The organism is Allobosea psychrotolerans (genome assembly GCF_002917105.1).
In the GTDB taxonomy this organism is placed as follows: domain Bacteria; phylum Pseudomonadota; class Alphaproteobacteria; order Rhizobiales; family Beijerinckiaceae; genus Allobosea; species Allobosea psychrotolerans.
Genome location: NZ_PQFZ01000001.1, coordinates 37,788 through 62,420, shown reverse-complemented (window position 1 = coordinate 62,420; position 24,633 = coordinate 37,788). Strand labels below are relative to the sequence as shown.

The window sequence follows — 24,633 nt, the reverse complement described above, 5'->3', positions numbered from 1 at the left end:
ATCATCGAACCTGTATCGTCACCGTATCCGTCTGGTTGCCACGGCCACCGGCATCATTGGTGATGTAGTCATAGGTCACTGAGAGGCTGTCCTGACCGACGAAGCCGGGGCGCGGCGTGTAGCTGACCACCGTGCGGTCGAGCACCGTCCCAGCGCAGGGGTGAGATGGAGCGGTGATGACGCCCTTGATCTGCCCGATGGAAGCGGTGCCATTGATGGGCAGCTGGTCCAGCTTCGCGCGCGGCGGCTCCCAACTCGTGCAGGCATGAAGCTGGAACATAGCGAGCTGGCTGACGATCGCGTTCCCACCGGCTGGAACCGTGACGGTATGAGCGTTGCAGCCCGCCAGCAGCACAGCGCTCACCGCCGCCAGGACAACCGATTTTCCCATGAACCCGATCTCGCCCGCAGCACCTGACCTCAGGCTATGCGGGTGAAGGCGCACTAGCAATGGAGTGGCGGCGCCTGTCCCAGTGTTCTGCAAGATGGCCACCTGTCGGAGGCCATCTTTATCCCAGCAGTCTCAGTGTGCCGCCAGCGCCTTTGCCGGCACCGCGGGGGCGCCCTCCCAGCGCGTATGCGCCGGCAGGTTTTCGCCCTTCATGATCACGGTCAGCAGGCCGATCTGGGCGTAGTCGCCGACATGGGTGTCGTAGAGCACGGTCGCGCCCGCGCCGACGCAGACGCCCTTGCCGAGATGGACCCGGCCGACCTTCATGACACGATCCTCGTAGAGATGCGTCTGCAGGGCCGAATGGGCGTTGACGGTGCAGAAATCGCCCATCTTGACGCAGTCGAACTCGGTGATGTCGGTCGTGTCGAGCCAGCAGCCCTTGCCGAACTTGGCGCCGAACAGCATCAGGAACCAGGGCAGGAACGGCGTGCCGCGCAGATGGTCGAACAGCACCTTGCCGCCCAATCCCCAATACAGCACCGCCACGGCCTCGGTGCGCATCGCCCACCAAGACCACATCGGCTTCATCACCGGCCTGTAGACGCCCATCATCAGCCACTTGATCGCGGCGCAGATCAGCGCCTGCGTGATTGCGATGATCATGGCGACAACGGTGAAGGAAACGGCAAGGCCGAGCCAATCCTGATGGTTGATCTCACGCTGCAGCACGAGATCGACCGCGATCGTACCGAAGGTGATGAACAGCATCGCCGGGAACGAGGTATGGAATGCCTCGAAGATGCCGCGCGCGAACTGCTTGCCCAATGACGGCTTATAGGTCCAGTCGGCGCCGAGATCGACCTTCTGGCGCGTCGGCAGGCGGATCGGCGGCGAGCCGAACCAGGTATCGCCGGGCTGCATCAACTCGTTGGCAGGCGGCTTCGACTTGATGCCGATCAGCACGCGGTCGGGAATGACCGCGCCCGGCGGCACGACCGCGTCGTTGCCGACGAAGACCTGATCGCCCGTCCGGGTCATGTCGAGCCGCATATAGCCGCGCCGCATGTCCTCGTCGCCGAAGACGACCTCGTCGGCGATGAAATTGCCGGCGCCGATGCCGGTGAGGTCGTAGCGGCCCGAGAGATTGGTCGAGATTTCGGCGCCCTGGCCGATGTGCGCACCCATGATGCGGTACCAGGCCCGCATATAGATCGTCGCAAACAGCGAGGACAGCGTCTCGAGCGTCACCTCGGTCGCCAGCGCCACGGTCCATTTGCGGGCGTAGAAGCCGGAATGGATCGAATACGAGCCCGAGGTCACGCGCGGCAGGATCGCCCAGCGCAATCCCGCCATCAGGAAGACAGTGAAGGCGATCAGACCGATCGCCGTCGGCCAGGTCAGGAGCGGCAGATACCAGAGATAGCTGATTTCGGACCAGCTCGCGACCCAGTCGTCGATCTGGTCGAACAGCCAGAAGGCCGGGAAGATCGGCAGCAGGCTGACCGGCGGCAGCACGATCAGCATGGCGACGTAGAAGGCCGTCATCGCAGCGCGCCGACGGGTGCTGGCCTGCGCCTGCGGCGGCAGCGAGGCGAGATCGACCATGCCGGTCTTGCGCGCGGGCGTGCCGTCCCAGATTTCGGCCTCGCCGACATGGGTCTGGGGCGGAATCGCGCTCAAATCGCAGATCTCGGCATGGTCGCCGATGACACTGCCATGACCGAACACGACGGAGGCGCCCGCCGAGACATCCTTGCCGATGCTGATCCGACCAATGATCAGCTTGTCGCCCATCGCCTCGCCATTGGCGAATGTGGTCTTGGAGCCGAGTGCGGTGCCTTCGCCGATCTCGATCAGGTCGATCGCTCCGGCTTCATAATCCGAGATGATGACGTCGCGGCCGACCTTGGCGCCAAGCAGGCGCCAGTAGAACCGCATCACCGGCGTGCCCTGGAGCCATTTGATGTGCACGAGTCCGGCGACGCGGGCCGCGAACCACCAGCGGAAATAATAGACACCCCAAAGCGGATAGACGCCCGGCTTGGTCCGGCCGAGTACGATCCATTTCAGCGCGATCGCAATCAGCCCGGTCACGATGGTGATCGCGACATAGACGCCGAGCAGCGCGAAAACCTGGCCGGTCAGCGACAGATCCTCGCCCGACATGATCATGTAGGTGACGAAGATGCCGAGCCATTGCGCAGTCGACAGGCCGATGAGGATCGGCAGCACCGCGGCCTGGGCGAGGCCGCAGAGGAAACGGCGCAGAAACGGCGGTGGCGTGAAGGAAAGATCCTCGACCTCCGCAATGCCGCGCCCGTCGAGCAGCGCCGCCATGCCGCGCAGGGTGCGCGCGCCATAGACATCCTGCAGCGTGATGCCGGCATAGGCCGGCGTCTCGCGCACGATCGAGATGAAGCGCGCGGCCAGCAACGAGTGACCGCCGAGATCCATGAAGAAATCGGCATCGAGCGGCAGGCTGGCCGCACCCAGTACGCGCTTGGCGGCGTCCAGCAGCGCCGCTTCCGTCGCGTTGCGCGGCGGCTCCTGCTCGCCAGCCGCGCTCGGCGCCGTCAGCGGCGCCGCCTTGAGCATCTTGCGGTCGACCTTGCCGGAGACCATGCGCGGCAGCGAGCCCACAGCCTCGAAATGCGCCGGCACCATATAGGGCGGCAGCTTGTCGCGCAGCGCCGCGCGCAAGGCCGCGCCATCGACCGCCACGCCGGGCTCGGCCACGACGAAGGCGACGAGCCGTTCGATCTCGTCATCGATGCGCAGCACCACGGCGGCCTGGCTGACGCCCGGCTCGTCGGCGAGCTTCGATTCGATCTCGCCGAGTTCGACCCGGAAGCCGCGGATCTTGATCTGATCGTCGATGCGGCCGTGGAAGACGATATTGCCGTCGACATCAAGACTGACCGCATCGCCGGAGCGATAGAGCACCGGATCGTCGATCCCGCCGAAGGGATTGGCGATGAATTTCTCGGCCGTCAGCTCAGGGCGGCCATGATAGCCCTTGGCGACGCCGGGGCCGCCGATCAGCAATTCGCCCTGCTCGCCGGGGCCAACCAGTTGTATGGCCTCATTGACGATATAGGCGGTGTAGTTGGCGATCGGCCGCCCGATCGTCACGACCTCGCCCGGCAGGACCTCGGCCGCGGTCGCGACCACGGTCGCCTCGGTCGGGCCATAGGTGTTGAGGATGCGCCGTCCCGGCCGCGACCATTTCTGGACGATCGCCGGCGGCAGAGCCTCGCCGCCGAGCAGGATCAGCCTGAGCGAAGGCACGTCCGAGGGCAGGATGCCGAGCAGGGTCGGCACCGTGTCGATCACGGTCACGCCGGCCTCGGTCAACAGGGCCGGGAGCTTCTCCGCATCGCCCATGGTCTCGGGGCTCGCGACATACAGAGCCGCCCCAACCAGATAAGGCGTCCAGATCTCCTCCATCGACAGGTCGAAGGCGACGGAAGCGCCCTGGAACACGACGTCGTCGGGGCCGATGCCGTAGAAGGCGTTCCCCGAGCGCAGAAAATGGCAGATGTTGCGATGGCTGATGACGATCGCCTTGGGCGTGCCCGTCGAGCCGGAGGTGTAGATGAGATAGGCGGGATGGTCCTTGGTCAGGCCGGCTGCCCGCGCCGGCATCTCAGCGCCGTCGTCGCCAGCCGCCAGATCCTCTGGGCTCCAGACGGTGCGGTCCGTTCCCGCTGCCCTGCCTTGCCAATCCGCGGAGGTGACGATGCCCTTGGCCTCGGCGTCCTTCAGGCAAACGGCGATCCGCTCGACAGGCGCCTCGGCGTCGAACGGCACCCAGGCCGCACCTGAACGCGCGATCGCGATCTGCGCGATCAGGAGATCGATGCCGCGCGGCATCCACAGGCCGACCATGTCGCCGGGACCGACGCCCGCGAGGGACAATCCACGCGCCTGCCGCCCGGCAGCCGCCCAGACCTCGGCATAGCTCAAGCGTCGCGCGCCATCACGCAAGGCGGTCTCGCCGCCGCGCACTGCGACGGTCGCGGCGAAGATCTCGCCCAGAACCTCGTCTCGAATCAAATCCAGGCGCTTCTCGCCCGTCAAAGTCGCGAGCGGCTGCGCGCCCAACACGGCCGTCTTTGCCGACAGATTGCTGATGTCGTTCATCGCGCCCCGCTGCGCTCAGAACCACGACATCCCGGAGCGAGGCGGAAAGCACCCTCGAACCAGGCACTCGCACCCCTGCGACGCACCTTCAAAAAAACACGGGCGAGCCACACCCCCCGATGCGCTCTTCCCGCTGTGCCTTACCGGCCGAGCATGCCACCGCTGCACGAAACTGCCTTAGCAGATCGACCTTGCCAAACCCTGACTGAACCCGTGATGAACGCTTGGGTTCCACCACGCTGCCGCAACAGCAGACTACTCCCACGGCATTTTCAGAGCCAGTCGGCTTGATTGCCCGACACCACCAGGATCTTGCCCTGCCAGATATCGACCAGCGCGGCCTTCTGCGGAGACACCGCCCCAACCAATGCCAGGACGGCACGCGCAATGCCGCCATGGCTGACGATGACCGTCTCGCGCCGCAGTTCTTCCAGCACGGGCCTGATGCGCTCGGCGAGCATCCGGTAGCTCTCGCCGCCCGGCGGGACGAAGCCCCATTTGTCGCGCTCGCGCATCTGCGCCTGTTCGCGCTCGCTCTTGCGGATCTCGCGCCAGGTGAAGCCTTCCCACTCGCCGAAGGTCAGTTCGCGCAAGCGTTCGTCGATGCGGTAAGCCCCAGGCCGCAGCTGCAATTGGCCGCGCAGGATGTCCATGGTCTCGCGCGCACGCTCCATCGGCGAAGCAATGTAGTCGAACGCCGCGAAATCCGGCGCCAGAGCCTTGAGTCGCTCAGCCGCCTCCGCGGCCTGCGTCCGCCCCAAAGCGTTGAGCGGGACATCCTGGGCGCCCTGCAGGCGGCCTTCGCGATTCCACTCGGTTTCGCCGTGGCGAATGAGAATGAGCCGTTGCGGGAGCGTGATCGGGACCATGCGGGGGCTCATGCACGCTGGCGCTTTGCCCGTCAAAGGCCCTCGCGGGCGGCGGTCATGCGTCGCGGCCATGACGAGCCCCATCGCTTTCTGTTGGCCGAGGCCCGATGCGCCGTATATAGGCGGCTCTTCGCTGCTGCAGCAGGTTTGAATGTCCCTGGCTCTCACCTTGCCCGACGGCCATAGCCTCGCCCTCGATGCGCGGCCGCTCATCATGGGCGTCGTCAACATCACGCCCGATTCCTTCTCCGATGGCGGCCTGCTCGCCAATGCGGAGGAGGCGATCGCTCATGGCCTCACTTTGGCGATGGAGGGGGCTGCCATCATCGATGTCGGCGGGGAATCGACCCGGCCGGGCCATGCCGCCATCGACGCCGCGACGGAGATCGCGCGGGTGCGGCCCGTGGTCGCGGGTCTCGCCAACGCGCTCTCGGTGCCGGTCTCGATCGACACATGGAAGGTCGAAGTTGCCGAAGCCGCGCTGAGCGCAGGTGCCGCCATCGTCAACGATATCTGGGGCGCGCAGCGCGAGCCCGCCATCGCCAAGGTCGCGGCGCGCTACGGCGCGCCCATGGTCCTGATGCACAACCGCGACACGATCGATCCCGACATCGACATCTTCGACGACGTGCTGCGCTTCCTGGAGCGCTCCATCGCCATCGCCACCTCCGCCGGCGTGCCGCACAGCCAGATCGTCGTCGATCCCGGCATCGGCTTCGGCAAGGCCCCAGCGCAGAACCTCGCCTTGATCCGCGATCTCGGCCGGCTGAAGGAGCTGGGTTGCCCGATCCTGCTCGGGGCCTCGCGCAAATCGATGATCGGCCGGATCACCGGCCAGAAAATTGCCGCCGAGCGCGTCGCCGGCAGCATCAGCAGCCATCTCTATGGCGTCTCGCAGGGCGCGGCCATCATCCGCGCCCATGACGTGCGCGTCCATCGCGAGGCGCTCCAGGTCTGGGCCGCCATCGCCAATTCCGCCAGCCTGAACTCCGCAAAGGGCGCCCCGTGAGCGAAACCGGCAGCATTCTGATCGAGAAGCTCGATATCTACGCCTATCACGGCTTCTTCTCGGAGGAGGAGCGGCTCGGGCAGCGCTTCACGCTCGACCTCCTGCTGGAGACCGACCTGCGCTCCTCGGCGATCAGCGACAGCCTCGCCGACACGGTGAATTACGGCAAGGTCGTCGGTGTGGTGACGGATGCCTTCACCGCCAAGCGCTTCAACCTCCTGGAAGCAGCGGCGCGCGCCGTCGCAATGGCCGTGCTCGACGGCTTTCCCCCGGTGAATCGCGTCGAAGTTACCCTGCGCAAGCCTGCCCCTCCGATCCATGCCACGCTCGCCAGCGTCGGCATAAAGCTGAGCTACCAGCGTGGCGATTGAGGCCGCGCTCGGGCTCGGCGGCAATCTCGGCGACCCGGTCGCAGCCTTCGCGGCGGCGCTGAAAGCGCTCGCCGCGCATCCCGGGATCAGGCTGGGCAAGATCTCCTCGGTCTACCGGACGCCGCCCTGGGGACGGCTCGACCAGCCGGAATTCCTCAACATGGCCGTACTGGTCGAAACCAGCCTGCCTGCAACCGAGTTGCTTACCCTCGTCCTCGACATCGAGAAGCGGCAGGGTCGCGAGCGCCTCGAGCGCTGGGGGCCGCGCACGCTCGACATCGACATTCTGAGCTATGGCGACGCCGAGATCGACCAGCCCGGCCTGCAGGTGCCGCATCCGCGCCTGGCCGAGCGCGCCTTTGCCCTGGCGCCGCTGGCGGAGATCGCGCCCATGCTGGCAATCGGCGGCCGGACCGCAGCCAAGCTCCGCGACGAGCTCGCCGACCCCACTGTCAGGCGGGACGCGGAGGCGACCGAGCGCTTGCGGAGCGTACTGGACTAGAGCGTTTTCGAGCGAAGCGGATACCTGCTTGCGTGAAGAAGGCGCGTTGAAACGAAGAGCAGGAGCTGTTGAACGATCCAATCGGATCCGAAACTGCTCCAGGCAAGACGGAAATCGTCCCGCCACCTGCTCGCAATCGCGGCGGTCTCCGTTCGCCAGCGTTGGTCGCGGCCCAGTCCTGAACAATGCAACGCTCGGCACGCGCTCTTCTGCCCTTGGGTTAATTAACCGTTATCCAAAGTGCCGCGCGAGCAACGTTGCGTCATCTCGATCATCGGCGCAGGAGAAAAGCGCTGCAGGCGACAAGATGGAGCCTGGCTTGAAAGAACCTACCATGACACTCGCTCGTCCCCTCGCCGCCGTCGTCGCCGCGCTTCTCATGATCGCGCCGGCATATGCGAAAAACTTCGCCGTCCCCACCAAGAACCCGGCCGTTACCATCACCGTTCCGAACAACTGGAAGACCCAGGAGATCGACTACGGCTATTCCGCCCGCCCGCAGGATGAGTCGGTGTTCTTCTCCGTCGAGTTTGCCGATGCGCGCAACATCGACAAGATGCTCGCCAACAACGATGCCTGGATGAAGGACAACAAGATCAAGAAGGTCGAGCCGATCAAGGCCGAGGCTCCCTTGAACGGCATTCCGGCCACGGTCTTCCAGTACCGCACCACCGACGGGAACGGCCCGACGAAGGTCGACTTCATCCTGCTGCCCGCCGGCGAAAACCGCATGATCATGCTGACGGTCTGGGGCTCCGACGAGGAGCGCGAGTCGCATGGCAAGGAACTCGACGCGATCTTCGGAAGCATCAAGGCGATCAACTGAACGCCATCTCGTAAAGCGCTATCGGCTCGGGGCAGGCCCCGAGCCGATAGCGCTCCGCGATTCGATCGATGGCAGAACTTTGGAGCGGGACGGCTGCCCGCTCACTCGCTGCGTTCGAGCGAGATATCCGGCGCGGTCGGCACCTTCATACCGACGACATGATAGCCCGCATCGACATGCAGGATCTCGCCGGTGATGCCGCGCGACATGTCGGAGACCAGGAAGACGGCGGTCTCGCCGACCTCCTCGATCGTCACGGTGCGGCGCAGCGGCGAATTGTACTCGTTCCAGCGCAGAATGTAGCGGAAATCGCCGATGCCCGACGCCGCCAGCGTCTTGATCGGCCCGGCCGAGATCGCGTTGACGCGGATCTTCGAGGGGCCGAGATCGGCGGCGAGATATTGCACGCTCGCCTCGAGCGCGGCCTTGGCGACGCCCATGACGTTGTAATGCGGCATCCACTTCTCGGCGCCGTAATAGGTCAGCGTCAGCATGGCGCCGCCATCGCTCATCAGCTTCTCCGCGCGCTGTGTCACGGCGGTGAAGGAGTAGCAGGAGATCAGGAGCGACTTCGTGAAGTTCGCCTCGCTGGTCTCGACATAGCGCCCGGTCAACTCGTCCTTGTCGGAGAAGGCGATGCAGTGAACGACGAAGTCGAGCTTGCCCCAGAGCTTCTCGATCTCGGCGAAGACGGCGTCGATCGAGGCCGAATCGGTGACGTCGCAATGGCCGACGACATGGCCGCCGAGTTCCTTCGCCAGGGGCTCGACGCGCTTCTTCAGCGCATCGCCCTGATAGGTGAAGGCGAGTTCCGCACCGGCATCGGCGGCGGCCTTGGCAATACCCCAGGCGATCGAGCGGTTATTGGCGACACCCATCACGAGGCCGCGCTTGCCCTTGAGCAGATTGGCGGTCGGAAGGACGGCGGTGATGGCGTCAGGCATCGGAGACCCTGGAACGAAACAAAAGGAGGGGTCTCATAGAACAGGACGCCGAAAAGTGGAAACCGGTTTTCGCCTGTTGCGGCGCTTCGATGGCCGACGCGGGCCCGCGCACTCTGGTAAAGAGCGCGAGCACAACCTCTTACGGCGTGCGCGCCTTCATCAGCGCCGTCAGTTCGTCGTCGGTCGCCGGCATCTCGATGTCGATGGCGACGAAGAGATCGCCGACCGCGCCCTTCTCCCCCTTCAGGCCCTTGCCACGCAGGCGGAACTGCCGGGTCGTGCCCGTCAAGGGCGGGATCTTCATCTCGACGGCGCCGGTCAGCGTCGGCACATGCAGCGGGCCGCCAAGCACCGCCTTGGCCAGCGGCACCGGCACGCGAGTGCGCAGATCATTGCCCTCGACCGTGAAGCGCGGATCAGGCTTGACCTTGATCGCCATCATCACGTCGCCGGCCTCGCCCGAATGCGGGTCGACCTGGCCAAGACCACGCAGGCGCATGACCTTGCCGTCGGCGACGCCCGCGGGAATCGTGACATCGACCTCGCGCCCGCCGGGCAGCCGAACGCGCCGCGACGCTCCCGCCACCGCCTGCGCCAGCGTCACCTCCAGCGTAAAACTCTGCTCCGGCGGCTTGTGCGCCTCCGGCCTGGCCCGGGCGCCACGCCGCGCCGCATCGCCGAAGAGCGAGCCGAAGATATCGGCCGGATCGAAGCCGGCATCCTGCCCGCCGCGGCCGAAGGGCTGGCCGCCGCCCTGGCCGAAATTGAATTCAAAGCCTCCGGCGCGGCCGCCGCGCCCGGCGCCCATGCCCTCGAAGCCCGCGAATTTCGGCTTGCCCTCGGCATCGATCTCGCCGCGGTCGAACTGCTTGCGCTTGGTCTCGTCGCCGAGGATCTCGTAGGCGCCGTTGAGTTCGGCAAAGCGGTCCTGCGCCTTGGGATCGTCCCGGTTGCGATCGGGATGCAGATCCTTCGCCCGCTTCCGGTAAGCCTTCTTGATCTCGTCCTCTTTGGCCGACCGGGCGACGCCCAGAACCTGATACGGATCGCGCATTCATAGACCCCATTCGCACGAGGGAGACGGCCAGGCGACTACGTGCCGCCGGCAGCCTCTCACCAACAACCCGATATCTGGGAATGGTGTGGCCCGAACGCAACATCCAGCGCAAAGATCGCGATCGACGATCCTCCGCCTGCCGCTCAGGTCAGGCCTTTCCAGGGCTGGACGTCCTTGACCGCCCAGTCGCCGCCCGAGGGACGACAGGCCGTGCCTTGCAGCTTGGCCGGCTTGGCCTGCAACTGGACACTGGCGATGAAGGCGCGGCAAATCTCGTCGGAACGCAGGAACGGGCCACCGACAGGGATGAAGGAGCCCTTGATGCCGCTCTGGGGATTGTCCCAGGACACCGCCGCGCCATTGCCCTGCGGATCGAGCGCCACGGCCATCGCGCCATCGGCCCGGCGCATGTCCTCAGGTCCGAGATCGGAGGCAAGCGAGGCGAGCGCTCCGCCCTTGGCCGGGCTTTGTATCGGCGGGATCGAGGATGTCGTGGCGACCTCGTCCTCGCTCTTGGAGGACAATCCCAGGATCGGGAACGAGACCGAGCAGCCGCCGCTGAACACGGCCAGCCCGAGCGCCCCGCCGACCAGGACCGAACGCATGGATGCATAGCGCGCAGGAGGGCTTTGGATCGCCCCCGCCGCTGCCCTATACAGACTTGCTCTCACACCCCAAATCACAGATCGCGCTCGCCCGACGCCTACCCAGAACCAGCAAGGATTAAGCACGTGGAACCGTTAACGACCGGTGACTTCACCCAGGCGGATGAGCCATTTGCTCTGTTCCATGACTGGCTGCAGGAGGCGACGAAATCCGAGCCGAACGATCCCACCGGCATGGCGCTGTCGACGGTCGACGCCGACGGCATGCCCAATAGCCGCATGGTGCTGCTGAAGGGCTATGATGCGGCCGGCTTCGTCTTCTACACCAACACCGAAAGCCAGAAGGGGCAGGAGCTGCTCGGCCAGGGCAAGGCGGCCGCGCTCTTCCACTGGAAGAGCCTGCGCCGGCAGGTCCGGATTCGCGGCTCGGTTTCGCTGGTGACGGAGGCCGAGGCCGACGCCTATTTCCAGTCGCGTCCGCGCGACAGCCGCATCGGCGCCTGGGCCTCCCAGCAGTCACGCCCCCTGGAAAGCCGCTTTGCGCTGGAGAAGGCGGTCGCGAGCTATGCTGCGAAATTCGGCCTGGGCACGATCCCGCGGCCGCCGCATTGGACCGGCTTCCGGATCGAGCCCGTCTATATCGAATTCTGGCGCGACGGCGCATTCCGTCTGCATGATCGCGTCGTGTTCCGTCGCCCCTCGGCAGCCGAGCCCTGGTCGCGCACGCGCCTCTACCCCTGAGGATAGTCTCCATGGCGATGCCAAAATTCGATTTTCCCAAGACCGAGGCCGGCAAGCGTCCGGTCATGCTGCTGACGGGCGCCAGCCGTGGCATCGGCCATGCGACCGTGATGCAGTTCGCCATGGCGGGCTGGCGCATCCTGTCCTGCTCGCGCCAGGCCTTTTCCGACAAATGCCCCTGGCCCTCGGGCGCTGCCGATCACGTCCAGATCGATCTCGGCGACCCCGAAGACACGATGCGCGGCATCGCCGAGATCAAGAAGCGCTTGGCCGCCGAGGGCGGCAAGCTCAACGCGCTGGTCAACAATGCCGGTATTTCGCCCAAGGGGCCGCAGGGCGGCCGGCTGGGCGCCGCGACGACCTCCTTCAACGACTGGCACAAGGTCTTCCAGGTCAATTTCTTCGCGCCGATCATGCTGGCGCGCGGACTGCTCGACGAGTTGACGACGGCCAAGGGCGCGATCGTCAACGTGACCTCGATCGCCGGCTCCCGCGTCCACCCCTTCGCGGGCGCGGCCTACGCCACCTCCAAGGCCGCGCTCGCCAGCCTGACCCGCGAGATGGCCGCCGATTTCGGGCCGCTCGGCATCCGCGTGAACTCGATTTCGCCCGGTGAAATCGACACCGCCATCCTCTCGCCCGGCACGGAGAAGATCGTCGCGACCCTGCCGCTGCAGCGCCTCGGCAAGACCGACGAAGTCGCCAAGGCGATCTATTTCCTCTGCACCGACTCCTCAAGCTATGTCACGGGCTCCGAGCTCCATATCAATGGCGGGCAGCACGTGTGACGGGCGACAGCGGCCAGGTCATCCGGTTTCCAGCCGTCGGCAAGGCGCCGGCAAGGCCGGTTCTGGCGGCCTCCGTCGCCGTATTCCGCGACGGCAAGGTCCTGCTGGCGACGCGGACCAAGCCGCCGGCCGACCAGCTCTGGTCGCTGCCGGGCGGCAAGGTCGAGCCCGGCGAGACCCTGGAAGAAGCCGCCCTGCGCGAGCTTGAGGAGGAGGTCGGCGTCACCGCACGCATCCTCGGCTTCAACCGCCATGTCGAGATCTTCGGCCGCGACGCCAAGGGCGGCGTCACGCATCACTTCGTCGTCGCCTCCTTCGTCGGCGAATGGCTCTCGGGCGAGCCGACGACCGGGCCGGAGGCCGGCGCCGTGATGTGGGCCGATCCGCTGCGTCTTGGCGGCCTGCCGACGACGCGCGAACTCGGCGACGTACTCAGGCGCGCCCGGGCCTTGCTGCACGATGCCTTGCAGCGCGATGCCGGGCGCGGCCCGTGAGGCGGGGCGCGGTCCTGATCCTGGCGCTCCTAATCGCGCTTTCGCTTGGCGAAGCTGCCGCGCAGACGCAGCGCCCTGCCGCAAGTCCGCCCAAGCCTGCGACCGAGCCGGGCGAGCCGCCGCCCCCGCCTTACGAGCCACAGCTCCTGAGCTTGGCCGAGATCATGGGTTCGCTCGCCTATCTGCGCACCCTTTGCGCCGGCAAGGAGGCTGAGGACTGGCGCGCACGCATGACCGCGCTGATCGACGCCGAAGGCCGCACGCCGCAGCGCCGCGAGCGCCTGACCAGCGCTTATAACCGCGGCTTCCGCGCCTATTCGGCGACGCATCGCATCTGTACCGACAGCAGCCAGGAGGCTGCGGCGCGTCTGGCAAGCGAAGGCGAACGCCTCGCCCGGCTTCTCGCCGGCCGTTATGGCGGCTAGAGCAGGATGCGAAAAACCGGCGCCCCCGCGTTCGGCGCAATGCTCGAGCCGGCTCTTAACCACAAACTCTCACGGCTGCGTTAACCTTTCTTAAAGGGGATGGTGGCCGCGCAAGCCGGCTTTGCGTATGACTATAGGTCTGTCGATGGCACGGATTCTCCCGTTGGGGGCTTCGGGCCGCATGTTCAGGTCCAAGCCGCAGAGTCTCCGCCTCGATGTCGACTTTTCCAGACGATCTGCCGCTCGATCCCACCCTGGGCGAGGACCGCAGCGACGCAAGACGCGTCGCCTATGGCTATGTCGAGGACGCCTTCAACGAAGCGCAGCAGGATGGGCTCGACAGCGACGCACTGGCCCATGCCGCCCTCTTCGCCGCCTTCCGGACGCTGGTCGAGACCTATGGCGAAGAGGCCACCGCCGTCTTCGCCGAAGCGCTGCCCGGCAAGGTGCGCGGCGGCGCCTTCACCAGCGGCACCCGGCACTAGGCCTCTTAACTCATCCGGCTTGGAGGCTGCTCGGCAACCTGCATCGCTCTGCAGCAAGCCTTTGCTGCGACTGCGGCACAACTGCAACTCCGCCGAAAAAGTTGAAACTGGGCCGTTATGCGCGTTTGCCCGCGAATCGCCGTTGTCTAAAGAAGGGAGAGAGGGGCTGATTCGATCAGGGTAACTCAGCATGCGTATCGCTACGCTTTGCCTATTGTCGCTCTTTTGCCTGCTTTCCGGCCTGTCGATGGAAGTCCAGGCCGCCGATGCGGCCGCACTGACACCGGCCTTGCCCTCTCTGGCGCGAGACCTGTGGATTTCCGAGATTCGCGGCGGCGCCTATCTGCATGACCCGACCAGCCCCGAAAGCGGCTCCGTCGATCTCAATCTCGAAATCCTCTCGGTAAAGCCGTTCCTGCCGGCCGATCCGGTTCTGGCGCTGCTGGTTCCGCGCTTCCATCTCGGCGGCTCGCTCAACACGGCCGGCAAGACCAGCCATGTCTATGGCGGCCTGACCTGGACCTTCGACATCACCCCGAAACTCTTCGTCGAGGGCGCCTTCGGCGTCGCATTCCACAATGGCGACACCGGCCGCTTCGTGCCGGCGGGCCATGCCGCGCTCGGCTGCACGCCGCTGCTGCGCGAAGCCGGCTCGCTCGGCTATCGCCTCGACGCCAATTGGACGGTGATGGCGACGGTCGAGCACATGTCCAATGCCGGCCTCTGCAACGCCAATCGCGGCCTCACCAATTATGGCCTCAAGCTGGGCTATATCTTCTAGAGCGTTTTCGAGCGAAGTGGACACCGGTTCGCGTGAAGAAGACGCGTTAGAACAAAGAGCTGGAGCTGTTGAACGATCCAATCGGATCGGAAACTGCTCTAGCCCAACGCGGCCGCGCTGCGCGCCGTCATGGCGCGCTCCTCCATCAGCGCGCGTTCCTTGGCGTTGCGCGTCAAGGCGACGGCGCGGTCGAAGGCAGCCGCCGCCTCACCATGCCGTCCGAGCTTGGCCAGCAGATCCCCGCGCACGCTCGGCAGCAGATGATACTCCTGCAGCGCCGGCTCGTCGGCCAGCGCCTCGACCAGCGCCAGCCCCGCCGCCGGCCCCTCCGCCATCGAGATCGCGACGGCGCGGTTGAGCTCGACGATCGGCGACGGGTTTATTGCGGCGAGCACGGCATAGAGCGCAGCGATTCGGCGCCAATCTGTTTCCTCGGCCGTACGCGCCCGGGCATGGCAGGCCGCCAGCGCCGCCTGCAGCAGGTAAGGGCCGGGCGCCGCGCCGGCGAGTCTTTGTGCCCGCTCCAGCGCCTTGAGCCCGCGCCCGATCAGGAGCTGGTCCCAGCGGGCGCGATTCTGGTCGAGCAGCAGGATCGGCTCGCCATCGGGACCCAGTCGCGCCCGCAATCGCGAGGCCTGCAATTCCATCAGGGCGACGAGGCCATGCACCTCCGGCTCCAGCGGCGCGCGCTCGGCCAGGATGCGGCCGAGCCGCAGCGCCTCCTCGCACAGCGCCGGCCGGACCCAGTCATGACCGGCGGTCGCGGCATAGCCCTCGTTGAAGATCAGATAGACCACCTCCAGAACCGAGCCGAGGCGCTGCGCCAGTTCGGCGCCATGAGGCACCTCGAAAGGCACGCGCGCATCGGCCAGCACCTTCTTGGCGCGCACCAGGCGCTGCGCCATGGTCGGTTCCGGTATCAGGAAGGCGCGCGCGATCTCCTCCGTCGTCAGCCCGCCGAGCAGCCTCAGCGTCAATGCGAGCCTGGCTTCCGTCGAGAGCACGGGATGGCAGGCGGTGAAGATCAGGCGCAGCAGGTCGTCGCCGACCTCGTCGTCGAGCGCGGCGTCGAGGTCCGGCATCGCCAGCGCATCGGCCTCGCTGTCGTGGCCGAGTTCCTCATGCTTGCGCTGGAGCAGCTTGTCGCGGCGCAGGGCATCGATGGCGCGGTGCTTGGCCGCCTGCATCAGCCAGGCGCCTGGGCTACGCGGAACGCCCTCCTGCTGCCATTGCGCCAGCGCCGCGACCAGCGCGTCCTGCGCCAGCTCCTCGGCGCGTCCGATATCGCGGGTCAGGCGCACGAGACCCGCGATCAGCTTCGGGGCCTCGATCCTGAAGACCGTCTCGATGGCGCGGTGTGCATCGCTCGCCGACATGACGGGCGATACACAGCATCAGCAGGCGCTGCTGGCAAGCGGCGTCAGTCGCCGGCAGGAGACGGATTCAGCCCTTGTCGCCGATCTCGGTCTTGAGGCGATCCCACGTCGCCGCGGCCTCCGGGGTCACGATCTCGCCGAAATCGGCCAGGTCGATGAGCGGGCGGATCTCGATTTCGGACGGGCCGGGCATCGGATTGGGGCAGCGCTTGACCCATGCGATCGCCTCGTCGAGCGACTCGCACTCCCAGAGCCAGAAGCCGGCGACCAGCTCCTTGGTCTCGGCGAAGGGACCATCGACGACGGCCCGCTTCGCGCCATCGAACTGCACGCGCGCGCCCTTCGAGCTCGGCTGCAGGCCATCGCCTCCCTTCATGATGCCGGCTTTCACGAGCTCCTCGTTATACGCCATCATCGCGTCGAGCAGTTCCTGGGTCGGCGGCGCGCCGGCTTCGCTGTCGGTCGTCGCCTTGACCATCACCATGAAACGCATTGGTTTTCTCCTTTAGGGGCGGAAGCGGCGGAGGCCGTGCCTCGCGCCTTCCTGCTTGAATGGGTGTGCGGACTTCGGGCTGGTCAGCCCTTCCTTTCGATCCCGGCGCGCAGCCGGTCTTCCTGCTCGCGCAGTTCCGGCGTCATCGCTTCGCCGAAATCCTCCATCTCGAAGACCGGGCGCAGTTCGATCTCGGTGCCGCCGTCGAAGGGCGCGCGCTTGAGCCATTCGACGGCCTCGTCGAAGGATTTGACCTGCCAGAGCCAGAAGCCGGCCAGCAACTCCTTGGTCTCCGCGAAAGGGCCGTCGGTGATCGTGCGCTCGGCCCCCGAGAAGCGGATGCGCAAGCCCTTCCTGCTTGGATGCAGCCCCTCGCCCGCCAGCATGACGCCGGCTTTCACGAGTTCCTCGTTATACGCCCCCATCTTGGTGAGGATGTCCTCGCTCGGCATGATACCGGCTTCACTATCCTTGTCGGCCTTGACCAGAACCATCACACGCATCGGAATTCTCCTTGGTTTTCCAGTTTCGGGAGGCGGGCCCGGCGAGCTCCTATCGCCGCCTTCAAAACCCGCTCTCTGACATCACGTCGAACGACGAGAAGCCAAATCGACAGGCCCCGGAATTTTTTTATGGCCGGGCGGCACATCTCGGGCTCGGGAGTGCTCGAGGATCGCCGGCACGCTGGACGCGACCGGACCCGCTGCCTGTTGCGCCACCGCCACCGAGTTCGGCCTGTCGGAGACGATGTCGCGACCCGCGCCTCTTGCGTCCTGCCGCTTGCTCGCGCTCTCCTCCGCAGCCTTCGCCGAAACGCGTGACGAGCGGTTCCGGCGCATCGATGTCGATCGCGATGGCGTCATCAGCCATGACGAGCATTCAGGCAACGTCGAGGCCGAGTTCCGCAAGCTCGACACCGATGGCGACGGCGCCGTCACGGTGGAGGACTATGCTGCCGAACTGGGCAGGAAGACGCCGGGAGCCCCACGCGTCGCTCTGCTGTCGGTGGCGCGATGCTTCTTCAGGATCGTCGACGGCAATGGCGATGGGAAGCTCTCGCTCGCGGAAATGCGCAGCTTCGAGGATCGCATATTCAAATGGCTCGCCGGCAGCGACGGGCGGATGACGCTCGAGGAATCCGAGCAGGGTCCGCCGCCCGAGGTCATCCCGGTGCCGGTTTGCAACTGAGCTGGCATCGCGCCGTCTCAAGACGAAAGATCCTAGCCAGCCCCGAAGCTGAACGAGCCGCCCTGCCCGTTCGCCAGCAGCGCTTCGGCCTTCTCGACCATCCCGGCGACGATCGTCGCGGCGGGCAAGACCTCGTGCACCAGCGCCGCCGCTTCCCCGGCGATGACCGCGGCGATATCGAAATCGCCCGCCTCGCGCGCCGCCTGATAGCGCGGCGCTTCGGTCGCGATAGCCTGCATCAATGCGATCTCGCGCCCGATCCAGCGCTCGGCATGGGCGTTCACCAGGCAGCGGCCGGTGAAGGGCGCCGGCCAGACATTCTGGCGCGAGATGTCGAAGATCAATCCGCGCACCGTGTCGTCGCCGGAGGCCGCGACGATGCGCTCCTTCGCCGCGTCATGGCCCGCGGCCTCCAGGCTGGCGTAGAGTCGTGTGCCAAGGACGACGCCCTGTGCCCCCAGCATCAAGGCCGCCGCGAGCCCGCGCCCATCGGCCACGCCACCCGCCGCGACCACGATCGCCCGGTCAGCGACCGCATCGACGACCGCCGGCACGAGCGCGAAGGTGCCGCGCGAAGCGGCATGCCCGCCGGCCTCCGCCCCCTGCGCCACGATGATATCGGCCCCTTTCGCCACCGCGTCGCGCGCCATCTCGACCGACTGCACCTGGCAGATCAGCCGCGCGCCCGCAGCCTTGATCTTGCCGGCAAAAGGTTCGGGATCGCCGAAAGAGAGCCAGACCGCGTCAGGCTTGGCAGCCAGCGCGAGGTCGAGCAGCTCCGGCTGCCTGGCCAGGCCCCAGGTGATGAAGCCGACGCCGAAGCGAAACGGCGACGCCGCGCGGGCCTCTACCAGCTTGGGAAGCTCTCTGCCCAGCCATGCGGCGTCGCCATAACCGCCGCCCAATATGCCGAAGCCGCCGGCCTCCGAGACCACCTGCGTCAGCCTAGCGTCAGCTACGAGATCCATAGCTGCGAGCAGGATGGGATGCCTGACGCCGAGCATCCGGGTCAGAGGGGTCGTGATCGTCATGACGTCGGTCCTCGCCACCGGCTTCCGGTCGACAGCGACGCTAGATCACCCTATCGTTCTGCTAAAATGAATTATTAAGATTGTTGCCATCTGGAAATAAGAACGCCGATCGATGGACATCAACGAACTGACCACTTTCACCGCCGTGGCTCGGTCCGGCGGCATCTCTGCGGCAGCGCGGGAAATCCATACGGTCCAGTCCAATGTCACGATGCGGATCAAGGCGCTCGAGGACGAGATCGGCCTCGCATTGTTCGAGCGCCACAGCCGTGGCATGGCGCTGACGGAAGCCGGCCAGCGCCTGCTGCCCTATGCCGAGCGCGTCCTCTCGCTGCTCCGCGAGGCGAAGGTCGCCGCGCGCGACAACGCGGCCGAGCAAGGGGAGCTGCAGCTCGGCTCGATGGAGACGACCGCCGCGATCCGCCTGCCGCCGCTGCTGGCGGCGTTCCACCAGGCCTGCCCGGCCGTGCGCCTGAGCCTCCAGACCGGGCCCACCGCACAGCTCGTCGAGGGCGTGCTGCGCCGCGAGATCGACGGCGCCTTCGTGGCGGGGCCGATCCAGCATGACGAGATCGCGACCCTGCCGGTCTTCGAGGAGACCCTCGGGCTGGTGACGTCGGCAGCGATCGACGATCTCGACGCTCTCCGGCGCAGCGCCTCGACCGGGCTGAGCGTGCTGACCTTCCGCCCCGGCTGCTCCTATCGCCAGCGCCTGGAGCAGGTGCTGGCGCGCCTCGGCCTGCCCTCTTATGCGCGGCTCGAATTCGGCACGCTGGACGGCATTCTCGGCTGTGTCGCCGCCGGCGTCGGCATCACCTTGCTACCCAAGGCGGTGTTCATGCAGTCGGCCCAGCGCGACGCTCTGCGCTGGCACGCAATCGACGGCGAGGAAGGCGCCGTGACGACGCTCTTCATCCGCCGCCGCGACGCCTATGAGAGCCGCGCCCTGCAGCGCTTCCTCGGCCTCATGCGAGCTGACACGGCAGCGCCTCCAGGAAGCGCGCCGGCTCGCCCTGAGCTGGCGTGACGATCTCGCTCTCCCACATCACCTTCCGCCCGCGCACATAGGTGCCGACCGGCCAGCCGGTGACGGTGACGCCGTCATAAGGCGTCCAGCCGCATTTCGAGGCGGCCCACTCATTGGTGATCGTCTCCCGGCGCTTGAGATCGACGATGGTGAGGTCGGCGTCGTAGCCGGCCGCGATCCGGCCCTTGCCCTCGAGCCCGAAGATGCGCTGCGGCCCGTGGCTCGAGAGATCGACGAAGCGCTCCAGCGAGAGCCTGCCCGCATTGACATGGTCCAGCATGATCGGAACCAGCGTCTGCACGCCCGGCATGCCGGAATGGCTGGCGGGATAGGCGTGGTGCTTCTCTTCATGGGTATGGGGCGCATGGTCAGAGCCGAGCACATCGACGATGCCTTGCTCCACGCCCCACCAGATGCGCTGGCGATGGCTGTCGTCGCGGATCGGCGGGTTCATCTGGGCATAGGTGCCAAGCCGCTCATAGCAATCGGGCGCGACCAGAGTCAGGTGATTCGGCAGCACCTCGACGGTAGCGACATCCTTGTGATCCCTAAGGAAGACCATCTCCTCCGCCGTCGAGATGTGCAGGATGTGGACGCGTGCCCCGGTCTCGCGCGCGATGCGCACCAGCCGCTGCGTGCAGGTCAGCGCCACCTCCGGCGAGCGCCAGACCGGATGGCTCGACGGATCGCCCGCGACGCGCAACCCCATGCGCTCGCGCAGCATGGTCTCGTCCTCGGAGTGGAAGGCGGCGCGGCGGCGCGTGCGCTTCAGGATCTCGGCGACGCCCTTGTCGTCCTCGACCAGGAGATCGCCGGTCGAGGAGCCCATGAACACCTTGATGCCGGCAGCGCCGGGCAATCGCTCCAGCTCGGCGACATGCCTGGCGTTCTCATGCGTGCCGCCGACCCAGAAGGCGAAATCGCAATGCATGCGATGGCGCCCACGCCGGATCTTGTCGGCGAGCGCCGCCTCGTCCGTGGTCTGGGGAATGGTGTTGGGCATCTCGAAGACGGTGGTGACGCCACCCAGCACGGCGGCGCGCGAGCCGGTCTCCAGATCTTCCTTATGGTCGAGCCCCGGCTCGCGGAAATGCACCTGTGAATCGATCACGCCGGGCAGGATGTGCAGGCCGGTGCAGTCGACGGTCTCAGCCGCAGAGGCGCGGGAGAGATCGCCGAGCGCGACGATCTTGCCGCCGGTGATGCCGAGGTCACGCGCAACGCGGCCATCCTGGTTCACCACAGTGCCGCCCTTGAGGATGACATCATAGGTCTGCGGCATGGCTTGTCTCCGGGCAGTTGAGCAAAGGACGGATGCGGCCTACCTATCGGCCACAGAGTCATTTGCAAGCGCAACCGTCATTGCGAGCGCAGCGAAGCAATCCAGGGGGACGTCGAGCTATGCCGCCCCTGGATTGCTTCCTCGCTTCGCTCCTCGCAATGACGGCGGCGCGTGAGAGGAACCATGTCCGCAACCCGATTGATCGATCGCGGCGTCATCCGCGTCAGCGGCGAGGATGCCCGCGATTTCCTGCAGAACCTCGTGACCAACGATCTCGATCCGGTCACGCCGGAGCGGGCCGGCTACGGCGCACTGCTGACACCACAAGGCAAGATCATCTGCGACTTCTTCATCGTCGCGCTGTCGGATGAAGATGGCGGCGGCTTCCTGCTCGATGTTCCGCTGCTCCAGACCACCGATCTGATGAAACGCCTGAAACTCTACAAACTGCGCGCCAAGGTCACGCTCGACGATCTCAGCGAGGCGAGCGCCGTCATCGCCTCGACCGACGGTGCGCCCCTGCCGGACGATTCAGGCATCGTCTATGCCGATCCGCGGCTCCCCGCGCTCGGCCAGCGCTCTATCACCGACCGCGCCGGCGTCGAGGAGATCGCGGCCGACGATGCCGAGACCTATCATGTCAGGCGGATCGCCTTGGGCGTGCCCGATGGCGGCAGGGACTTTGCCTATGGCGACACCTTCCCGCACGAGGCTCTGCTCGACCAGCTCGGCGGCGTCTCCTTCAAGAAGGGCTGCTATATCGGCCAGGAGGTTGTCTCGCGCATGCAGCACCGCGGCACGGCGCGCACCCGCATCGTGCCTGTGGTCTTCACCGAAGGGATCGCCAGCGAAACCGGGGCCGAGGCGACGGCCGGGGCCAAGACGCTCGGGCGCATCGGCTCGGGCGCGAAGGGGCGCGGGCTCGCCATGCTCCGGCTCGACCGTGTCGCGGATGCGCTGTCCGAAGGCCTGACGCTCAATGGCGGCGGCCTTGCCTTCGTTCTGGCCAAGCCCGATTTCATCCGCTTCCCCTTCCCCGGCGAACCGGGTTTCGGAGCCGCAGCATGAGCGGGCGCGCCGCCGTCGAAGGGCCGGACGGGAAATTCCGCTGCGTCTGGCCGGGAACCGACCCGCTCTATCTCGCCTATCACGACACCGAATGGGGTGTGCCGGAATATGATTCCCGCGCCCTGTTCGAGAAGCTGATCCTCGACGGCTTCCAGGCCGGGCTCGCCTGGATCACCATCCTGCGCAAGCGCGACGCCTTTCGCGCCGGCTTCGCAAATTTCGAGCCGGAGGCGATCGCACGCTTCACCGAGGTCGATGTGCTGCGCCTGCTCGCCGACCCCGGCATCATCCGCCATCGCGGCAAGATCGAGGGCGCAATCAAGAGCGCGCGCGCCTATCTTGCCATCAGCGAACGCGAGCCCTTCGCCGATTTCCTTTGGAAGCATCTCGACGGCCGCGTCACCCAGAACGCCTTCCGCACCCATGAGGAGGTGCCGACGCAGACCAAGATCTCCGAGGCCATGGCCAAGGAATTGAAGAAAGCCGGCTTCACCTTCTGCGGCCCGACAATCGTCTACGCCTTCATGGAGGCTTGCGGGCTGGTCAACGACCATCTCACCGGCTGCTTCCGCTGGCAGGAATGCGCCGTATTGGCGCGCGACACTCGCGCAATGGCCTGAGCATGGCCAAGCCCCTCGCTCCACCGCGCGCCTGGCAGCGCATGCTGTCGGGCCGCAGGCTCGATCTGCTCGACCCTTCCCCGCTCGATATCGAGATCGAGGACATCGCTCACGGCCTCGCTCGCGTCGCCCGCTGGAACGGCCAGACACACGGCGCCCATTCCTTCTCGGTGGCGCAGCACAGCCTGCTGGTGGAGGCGATCGCCAGCCATCTCAACCCCGACTGGTCAGATGCCTGGCGCTTGATGGCCTTGCTGCACGATGCGCCGGAATATGTCATCGGCGACATGATCTCGCCCTTCAAGGTGGTGATGGGCGACGCCTATAAGAGCGTCGAGCTGCGGTTGCTGACCGCGATCCATCTGCGCTTCGCCTTGCCGGCCACGACGCCGGCCGTGCTCAAGCGCAAGACCAAGGAGGCCGATATGGTCGCCGCCTACTTCGAGGCGACGGAGCTTGCCGGCTTCGCACGCGACGAGGCGCTGCGCTTCTTCGGCCGGCCCCAGGCGCTGCCGCGCGCGGTCATGGCCTGGCTCGATCCGCTCGACACCGAAACCGCCCAGGCACGTTTCCTCGCACGCTTTGCGGAACTCTCCGGCGCCTAGCTAAAGCGTTTTCGAGCGAAGTTGACACCGGTTCGCGTGAAGAAAACGCGTTAAAACAAAATGCCAGTGCAGGCCCTGCCCGTCACATCGAGAGATAGGCCTTGGTCACGATGCGCTGGAACAAGGCGTTCATCGCCTCCGCGATGCCCTGGCTCGGGCTGACCTCGAAATAGAGGCCAGGCGACGCGCAACTCTGCATATTGGTCGGGATCTTGGCTGAGAACGGCTTGATCCAGGTGTTGTACCAGCTGTTCGTCGGCAAAGGCAGGTAGGTCGTATAGAGCACCGCGATCTTGATGCCACGATCCTTGATCGTCTTGCAGAAGCTGGTGTCGATCGGCTCCTGGCAGCGCCCGCCGGTCGTCGGCTGCGAGCAGCCGCTCGGATTGTAGAAGTCGCCGACGCCATCGGAGACGAAGTAGAGCACCTTCTGCGGGGAGGCTGCGCTCGATCCGTCGCCCGGATTGTCGATCACCTTGTTCATGCTCGTCATCGTCGCGTCGAAATCGGTGCACTGATCGTTGTTGTATCCAGCATAGGGAATCGTCATCAGGTCGATGGCCCCCGCGGAGGTCTTCGCGGCCGTGAGGTCGGAAGTGATCGACTGGATCGTCGTCAGCGTCTTGCCGTTGCAGGAGGGGCCCATGGTGTAGGCCGCCATGCGATATTGGCCGGTCAGCGTTGCCGTCGATTTGGCCGTATCCATCAATTGCTGCGAGGCCTGGCGCACCACGTCGATACGCATCTGCACGCCAAGCTTCTTGGCGAGCGTATAGTAGTCGCTGGTCGGCTTATCCATCTGATGGCAGGCGAAGGCGCATTTGTCCGAGGTCTTGGCCACCATCACAGAGATGTCGTCCGTCGTCGCGGCCACGCCCATCGAGGGCGAATTGTCGAGCAGCAGGAAGAAATCGATGAAGGGCGCGCGCGCTCCTGCGGCGCTCGACGTACCCGAGACCACGACCTTGTCCTGGCCGACGAAGCTGGCGAAATGGGTCGGGTAATTCGCGCTGTAGATCACCTTGGCCGAGCGGCTCAGCCCGACATTGGTGATCTCGACTGTCCGGCTCGCCAGCATGCTCTTGTAGCTCGCTGCATTGGCGTCGAAGATCTTCTCCGCATCGGCCTTGGAATCGGCGATCGATTTCAGCATCGCCGCTTGCGAGACGGCGGCGAGCGCAGCCGAGTCGGCCGCCGCATTGAGCTGGATCCTGGCGTTCGCCGCCTGCGTGTAGTCGATCAATCCGCCTACCAACGCGAGGATCGGCACGAGCGCGAACGCAAACAGCATAAGCACATTGCCGCTTCGGTCGGACCGAAATGATCGCACAGCCTGACGCAAGGACCCGATCCGCATCATCGACTTGGCATCCCACACCTCAAAAGCCGCATTCGGCCTAGAAAGCGATGGGCTCCGGAACTTACGAATTGATAAAACCGACTATTGGAACTTGCCTCTATCGCGGAAACTCGGTGAAGAAATCACTGAAACCGCAACCATAGAGAGTG

General features: G+C 66.0%; 27 protein-coding genes. 15 read left to right on the top strand and 12 right to left on the bottom strand.

The window, feature by feature from the left end; genetic code table 11:
- Position 1: 1 nt before the first annotated feature.
- The 3 genes from CYD53_RS00305 to CYD53_RS00295 all read right to left on the bottom strand — a co-directional run bounded on the left by CYD53_RS00305 (position 2) and on the right by CYD53_RS00295 (position 5,406).
- Positions 2-391, bottom strand: coding sequence for a hypothetical protein (locus CYD53_RS00305; protein ID WP_103716169.1), 390 nt, complete (start codon positions 389-391; stop codon positions 2-4).
- 132 nt (positions 392-523) lie between these two features.
- A complete protein-coding gene (locus CYD53_RS00300) occupies positions 524-4,537 on the bottom strand; it encodes a Pls/PosA family non-ribosomal peptide synthetase (protein WP_103716168.1) in 4,014 nt (1,337 codons plus the stop codon).
- Positions 4,538-4,809: 272 nt separating this feature from the next.
- Positions 4,810-5,406 (bottom strand): histidine phosphatase family protein, encoded by a 597-nt coding sequence (locus tag CYD53_RS00295; RefSeq protein WP_103716167.1) that lies wholly within the window; start codon positions 5,404-5,406, stop codon positions 4,810-4,812.
- Between the two features lie 151 nt (positions 5,407-5,557).
- Between CYD53_RS00295 and folP the strand changes: the two genes are divergently transcribed.
- Genes folP through CYD53_RS29790 form a run of 4 tightly spaced genes read left to right on the top strand, consistent with a single transcriptional unit; the run spans position 5,558 to position 8,114 of the window.
- The gene (folP, locus tag CYD53_RS00290) at positions 5,558-6,415 is read left to right on the top strand and encodes a dihydropteroate synthase (protein WP_103716166.1); all 858 of its coding nucleotides are present in this window, start codon (positions 5,558-5,560) and stop codon (positions 6,413-6,415) included.
- Positions 6,412-6,786, top strand: coding sequence for a dihydroneopterin aldolase (folB, locus tag CYD53_RS00285; RefSeq protein ID WP_181011652.1), 375 nt, complete (start codon positions 6,412-6,414; stop codon positions 6,784-6,786). The genes folP and folB overlap by 4 nt, the downstream gene beginning before the upstream one ends.
- Positions 6,776-7,288, top strand: coding sequence for a 2-amino-4-hydroxy-6-hydroxymethyldihydropteridine diphosphokinase (gene folK / locus CYD53_RS00280; RefSeq protein WP_103716164.1), 513 nt, complete (start codon positions 6,776-6,778; stop codon positions 7,286-7,288). Before folB ends, folK begins: the two co-directional genes overlap by 11 nt.
- A gap of 28 nt (positions 7,289-7,316) precedes the next feature.
- Positions 7,317-8,114 (top strand): hypothetical protein, encoded by a 798-nt coding sequence (locus CYD53_RS29790; RefSeq protein ID WP_146055780.1) that lies wholly within the window; start codon positions 7,317-7,319, stop codon positions 8,112-8,114.
- 101 nt (positions 8,115-8,215) lie between these two features.
- Here the strand turns inward: CYD53_RS29790 and fabI are convergent, their stop codons facing one another.
- The 3 genes from fabI to CYD53_RS00260 all read right to left on the bottom strand — a co-directional run bounded on the left by fabI (position 8,216) and on the right by CYD53_RS00260 (position 10,720).
- Positions 8,216-9,058, bottom strand: coding sequence for an enoyl-ACP reductase FabI (gene fabI / locus CYD53_RS00270; protein ID WP_092167505.1), 843 nt, complete (start codon positions 9,056-9,058; stop codon positions 8,216-8,218).
- Positions 9,059-9,197: 139 nt separating this feature from the next.
- Complete coding sequence (locus CYD53_RS00265) at positions 9,198-10,112, bottom strand: DnaJ C-terminal domain-containing protein (RefSeq protein WP_103716162.1); 915 nt, start codon at positions 10,110-10,112, stop codon at positions 9,198-9,200.
- Positions 10,113-10,258: 146 nt separating this feature from the next.
- Entirely contained in the window at positions 10,259-10,720 is a 462-nt protein-coding gene (locus tag CYD53_RS00260) for an RT0821/Lpp0805 family surface protein (protein WP_103716161.1), read from the bottom strand.
- A 126-nt stretch (positions 10,721-10,846) separates the two neighbouring features.
- Here CYD53_RS00260 and pdxH point away from each other — a divergent pair, with 126 nt between their 5' ends.
- From pdxH to CYD53_RS00230, 6 genes are all read left to right on the top strand, one after another.
- Positions 10,847-11,461, top strand: coding sequence for a pyridoxamine 5'-phosphate oxidase (gene pdxH, locus CYD53_RS00255; RefSeq protein ID WP_103716160.1), 615 nt, complete (start codon positions 10,847-10,849; stop codon positions 11,459-11,461).
- A gap of 65 nt (positions 11,462-11,526) precedes the next feature.
- Positions 11,527-12,249: an SDR family NAD(P)-dependent oxidoreductase gene (locus tag CYD53_RS00250; protein ID WP_083269918.1), complete on the top strand. Its 723-nt coding sequence runs from the start codon at positions 11,527-11,529 to the stop codon at positions 12,247-12,249.
- Positions 12,246-12,743: an NUDIX hydrolase gene (locus CYD53_RS00245; RefSeq protein WP_245928017.1), complete on the top strand. Its 498-nt coding sequence runs from the start codon at positions 12,246-12,248 to the stop codon at positions 12,741-12,743. The genes CYD53_RS00250 and CYD53_RS00245 overlap by 4 nt, the downstream gene beginning before the upstream one ends.
- A complete protein-coding gene (locus CYD53_RS00240) occupies positions 12,740-13,168 on the top strand; it encodes a TIGR02301 family protein (RefSeq protein ID WP_103716159.1) in 429 nt (142 codons plus the stop codon). The genes CYD53_RS00245 and CYD53_RS00240 overlap by 4 nt, the downstream gene beginning before the upstream one ends.
- A gap of 215 nt (positions 13,169-13,383) precedes the next feature.
- Positions 13,384-13,653 (top strand): hypothetical protein, encoded by a 270-nt coding sequence (locus CYD53_RS00235; protein ID WP_069692920.1) that lies wholly within the window; start codon positions 13,384-13,386, stop codon positions 13,651-13,653.
- A 190-nt stretch (positions 13,654-13,843) separates the two neighbouring features.
- The gene (locus CYD53_RS00230) at positions 13,844-14,434 is read left to right on the top strand and encodes an acyloxyacyl hydrolase (protein WP_245928016.1); all 591 of its coding nucleotides are present in this window, start codon (positions 13,844-13,846) and stop codon (positions 14,432-14,434) included.
- A 98-nt stretch (positions 14,435-14,532) separates the two neighbouring features.
- On the opposite strand, the gene CYD53_RS00225 is transcribed toward CYD53_RS00230, so the two are convergent.
- The 3 genes from CYD53_RS00225 to CYD53_RS00215 all read right to left on the bottom strand — a co-directional run bounded on the left by CYD53_RS00225 (position 14,533) and on the right by CYD53_RS00215 (position 16,806).
- Positions 14,533-15,810, bottom strand: a complete 1,278-nt coding sequence (locus CYD53_RS00225; protein WP_103716158.1) for an RNA polymerase sigma factor — start codon at positions 15,808-15,810, stop codon at positions 14,533-14,535.
- A 67-nt stretch (positions 15,811-15,877) separates the two neighbouring features.
- On the bottom strand, positions 15,878-16,303 hold the full coding sequence (locus CYD53_RS00220; RefSeq protein WP_103716157.1) for a YciI family protein: 426 nt from the start codon (positions 16,301-16,303) through the stop codon (positions 15,878-15,880).
- Positions 16,304-16,386: 83 nt separating this feature from the next.
- Positions 16,387-16,806, bottom strand: coding sequence for a YciI family protein (locus CYD53_RS00215; protein ID WP_103716156.1), 420 nt, complete (start codon positions 16,804-16,806; stop codon positions 16,387-16,389).
- A gap of 244 nt (positions 16,807-17,050) precedes the next feature.
- Here CYD53_RS00215 and CYD53_RS00210 point away from each other — a divergent pair, with 244 nt between their 5' ends.
- Entirely contained in the window at positions 17,051-17,491 is a 441-nt protein-coding gene (locus tag CYD53_RS00210; RefSeq protein ID WP_103716155.1) for an EF-hand domain-containing protein, read from the top strand.
- A 32-nt stretch (positions 17,492-17,523) separates the two neighbouring features.
- Here CYD53_RS00210 and CYD53_RS00205 read toward each other — a convergent pair whose 3' ends face one another.
- A complete protein-coding gene (locus CYD53_RS00205) occupies positions 17,524-18,522 on the bottom strand; it encodes an NAD(P)H-dependent flavin oxidoreductase (RefSeq protein ID WP_103716154.1) in 999 nt (332 codons plus the stop codon).
- 112 nt (positions 18,523-18,634) lie between these two features.
- Between CYD53_RS00205 and CYD53_RS00200 the strand changes: the two genes are divergently transcribed.
- On the top strand, positions 18,635-19,549 hold the full coding sequence (locus CYD53_RS00200) for a LysR family transcriptional regulator (protein ID WP_103716153.1): 915 nt from the start codon (positions 18,635-18,637) through the stop codon (positions 19,547-19,549).
- Here CYD53_RS00200 and CYD53_RS00195 read toward each other — a convergent pair.
- Entirely contained in the window at positions 19,488-20,831 is a 1,344-nt protein-coding gene (locus CYD53_RS00195; RefSeq protein WP_103716152.1) for a dihydroorotase, read from the bottom strand. The genes CYD53_RS00200 and CYD53_RS00195 overlap by 62 nt on opposite strands.
- 183 nt (positions 20,832-21,014) lie before the next feature.
- Between CYD53_RS00195 and ygfZ the strand changes: the two genes are divergently transcribed.
- From ygfZ to CYD53_RS00180, 3 genes are read left to right on the top strand one after another with little or no spacing between them, the layout of a single operon-like run.
- Entirely contained in the window at positions 21,015-21,899 is an 885-nt protein-coding gene (gene ygfZ, locus CYD53_RS00190) for a CAF17-like 4Fe-4S cluster assembly/insertion protein YgfZ (protein WP_103716151.1), read from the top strand.
- Complete coding sequence (locus tag CYD53_RS00185) at positions 21,896-22,519, top strand: DNA-3-methyladenine glycosylase I (RefSeq protein ID WP_103716150.1); 624 nt, start codon at positions 21,896-21,898, stop codon at positions 22,517-22,519. The genes ygfZ and CYD53_RS00185 overlap by 4 nt, the downstream gene beginning before the upstream one ends.
- 2 nt (positions 22,520-22,521) lie before the next feature.
- Complete coding sequence (locus CYD53_RS00180) at positions 22,522-23,124, top strand: YfbR-like 5'-deoxynucleotidase (protein WP_103716149.1); 603 nt, start codon at positions 22,522-22,524, stop codon at positions 23,122-23,124.
- A gap of 82 nt (positions 23,125-23,206) precedes the next feature.
- Here the strand turns inward: CYD53_RS00180 and CYD53_RS00175 are convergent, their stop codons facing one another.
- Complete coding sequence (locus CYD53_RS00175) at positions 23,207-24,415, bottom strand: pilus assembly protein TadG-related protein (protein WP_245928013.1); 1,209 nt, start codon at positions 24,413-24,415, stop codon at positions 23,207-23,209.
- Positions 24,416-24,633: the final 218 nt, after the last annotated feature.

Excerpts from the sequence above, each read along its gene's own strand:
- CYD53_RS00305 (WP_103716169.1), bottom strand. The coding sequence starts at position 391 with ATGGGAAAATCGGTTGTCCTGGCGGCGGTGAGCGCTGTGCTGCTGGCG.
- CYD53_RS00300 (WP_103716168.1), bottom strand. The coding sequence starts at position 4,537 with ATGAACGACATCAGCAATCTGTCGGCAAAGACGGCCGTGTTGGGCGCG.
- CYD53_RS00295 (WP_103716167.1), bottom strand. The coding sequence starts at position 5,406 with ATGGTCCCGATCACGCTCCCGCAACGGCTCATTCTCATTCGCCACGGC.
- folP (WP_103716166.1), top strand. The coding sequence starts at position 5,558 with ATGTCCCTGGCTCTCACCTTGCCCGACGGCCATAGCCTCGCCCTCGAT.
- fabI (WP_092167505.1), bottom strand. The coding sequence starts at position 9,058 with ATGCCTGACGCCATCACCGCCGTCCTTCCGACCGCCAATCTGCTCAAG.
- CYD53_RS00265 (WP_103716162.1), bottom strand. The coding sequence starts at position 10,112 with ATGCGCGATCCGTATCAGGTTCTGGGCGTCGCCCGGTCGGCCAAAGAG.
- CYD53_RS00260 (WP_103716161.1), bottom strand. The coding sequence starts at position 10,720 with ATGCGTTCGGTCCTGGTCGGCGGGGCGCTCGGGCTGGCCGTGTTCAGC.
- CYD53_RS00250 (WP_083269918.1), top strand. The coding sequence starts at position 11,527 with ATGCTGCTGACGGGCGCCAGCCGTGGCATCGGCCATGCGACCGTGATG.
- CYD53_RS00235 (WP_069692920.1), top strand. The coding sequence starts at position 13,384 with ATGTCGACTTTTCCAGACGATCTGCCGCTCGATCCCACCCTGGGCGAG.
- CYD53_RS00230 (WP_245928016.1), top strand. The coding sequence starts at position 13,844 with ATGCGTATCGCTACGCTTTGCCTATTGTCGCTCTTTTGCCTGCTTTCC.
- CYD53_RS00225 (WP_103716158.1), bottom strand. The coding sequence starts at position 15,810 with ATGTCGGCGAGCGATGCACACCGCGCCATCGAGACGGTCTTCAGGATC.
- CYD53_RS00220 (WP_103716157.1), bottom strand. The coding sequence starts at position 16,303 with ATGCGTTTCATGGTGATGGTCAAGGCGACGACCGACAGCGAAGCCGGC.
- CYD53_RS00215 (WP_103716156.1), bottom strand. The coding sequence starts at position 16,806 with ATGCGTGTGATGGTTCTGGTCAAGGCCGACAAGGATAGTGAAGCCGGT.
- CYD53_RS00210 (WP_103716155.1), top strand. The coding sequence starts at position 17,051 with ATGTCGCGACCCGCGCCTCTTGCGTCCTGCCGCTTGCTCGCGCTCTCC.
- CYD53_RS00205 (WP_103716154.1), bottom strand. The coding sequence starts at position 18,522 with ATGACGATCACGACCCCTCTGACCCGGATGCTCGGCGTCAGGCATCCC.
- CYD53_RS00200 (WP_103716153.1), top strand. The coding sequence starts at position 18,635 with ATGGACATCAACGAACTGACCACTTTCACCGCCGTGGCTCGGTCCGGC.
- CYD53_RS00195 (WP_103716152.1), bottom strand. The coding sequence starts at position 20,831 with ATGCCGCAGACCTATGATGTCATCCTCAAGGGCGGCACTGTGGTGAAC.
- ygfZ (WP_103716151.1), top strand. The coding sequence starts at position 21,015 with ATGTCCGCAACCCGATTGATCGATCGCGGCGTCATCCGCGTCAGCGGC.
- CYD53_RS00185 (WP_103716150.1), top strand. The coding sequence starts at position 21,896 with ATGAGCGGGCGCGCCGCCGTCGAAGGGCCGGACGGGAAATTCCGCTGC.
- CYD53_RS00180 (WP_103716149.1), top strand. The coding sequence starts at position 22,522 with ATGGCCAAGCCCCTCGCTCCACCGCGCGCCTGGCAGCGCATGCTGTCG.
- CYD53_RS00175 (WP_245928013.1), bottom strand. The coding sequence starts at position 24,415 with ATGCTGTTTGCGTTCGCGCTCGTGCCGATCCTCGCGTTGGTAGGCGGA.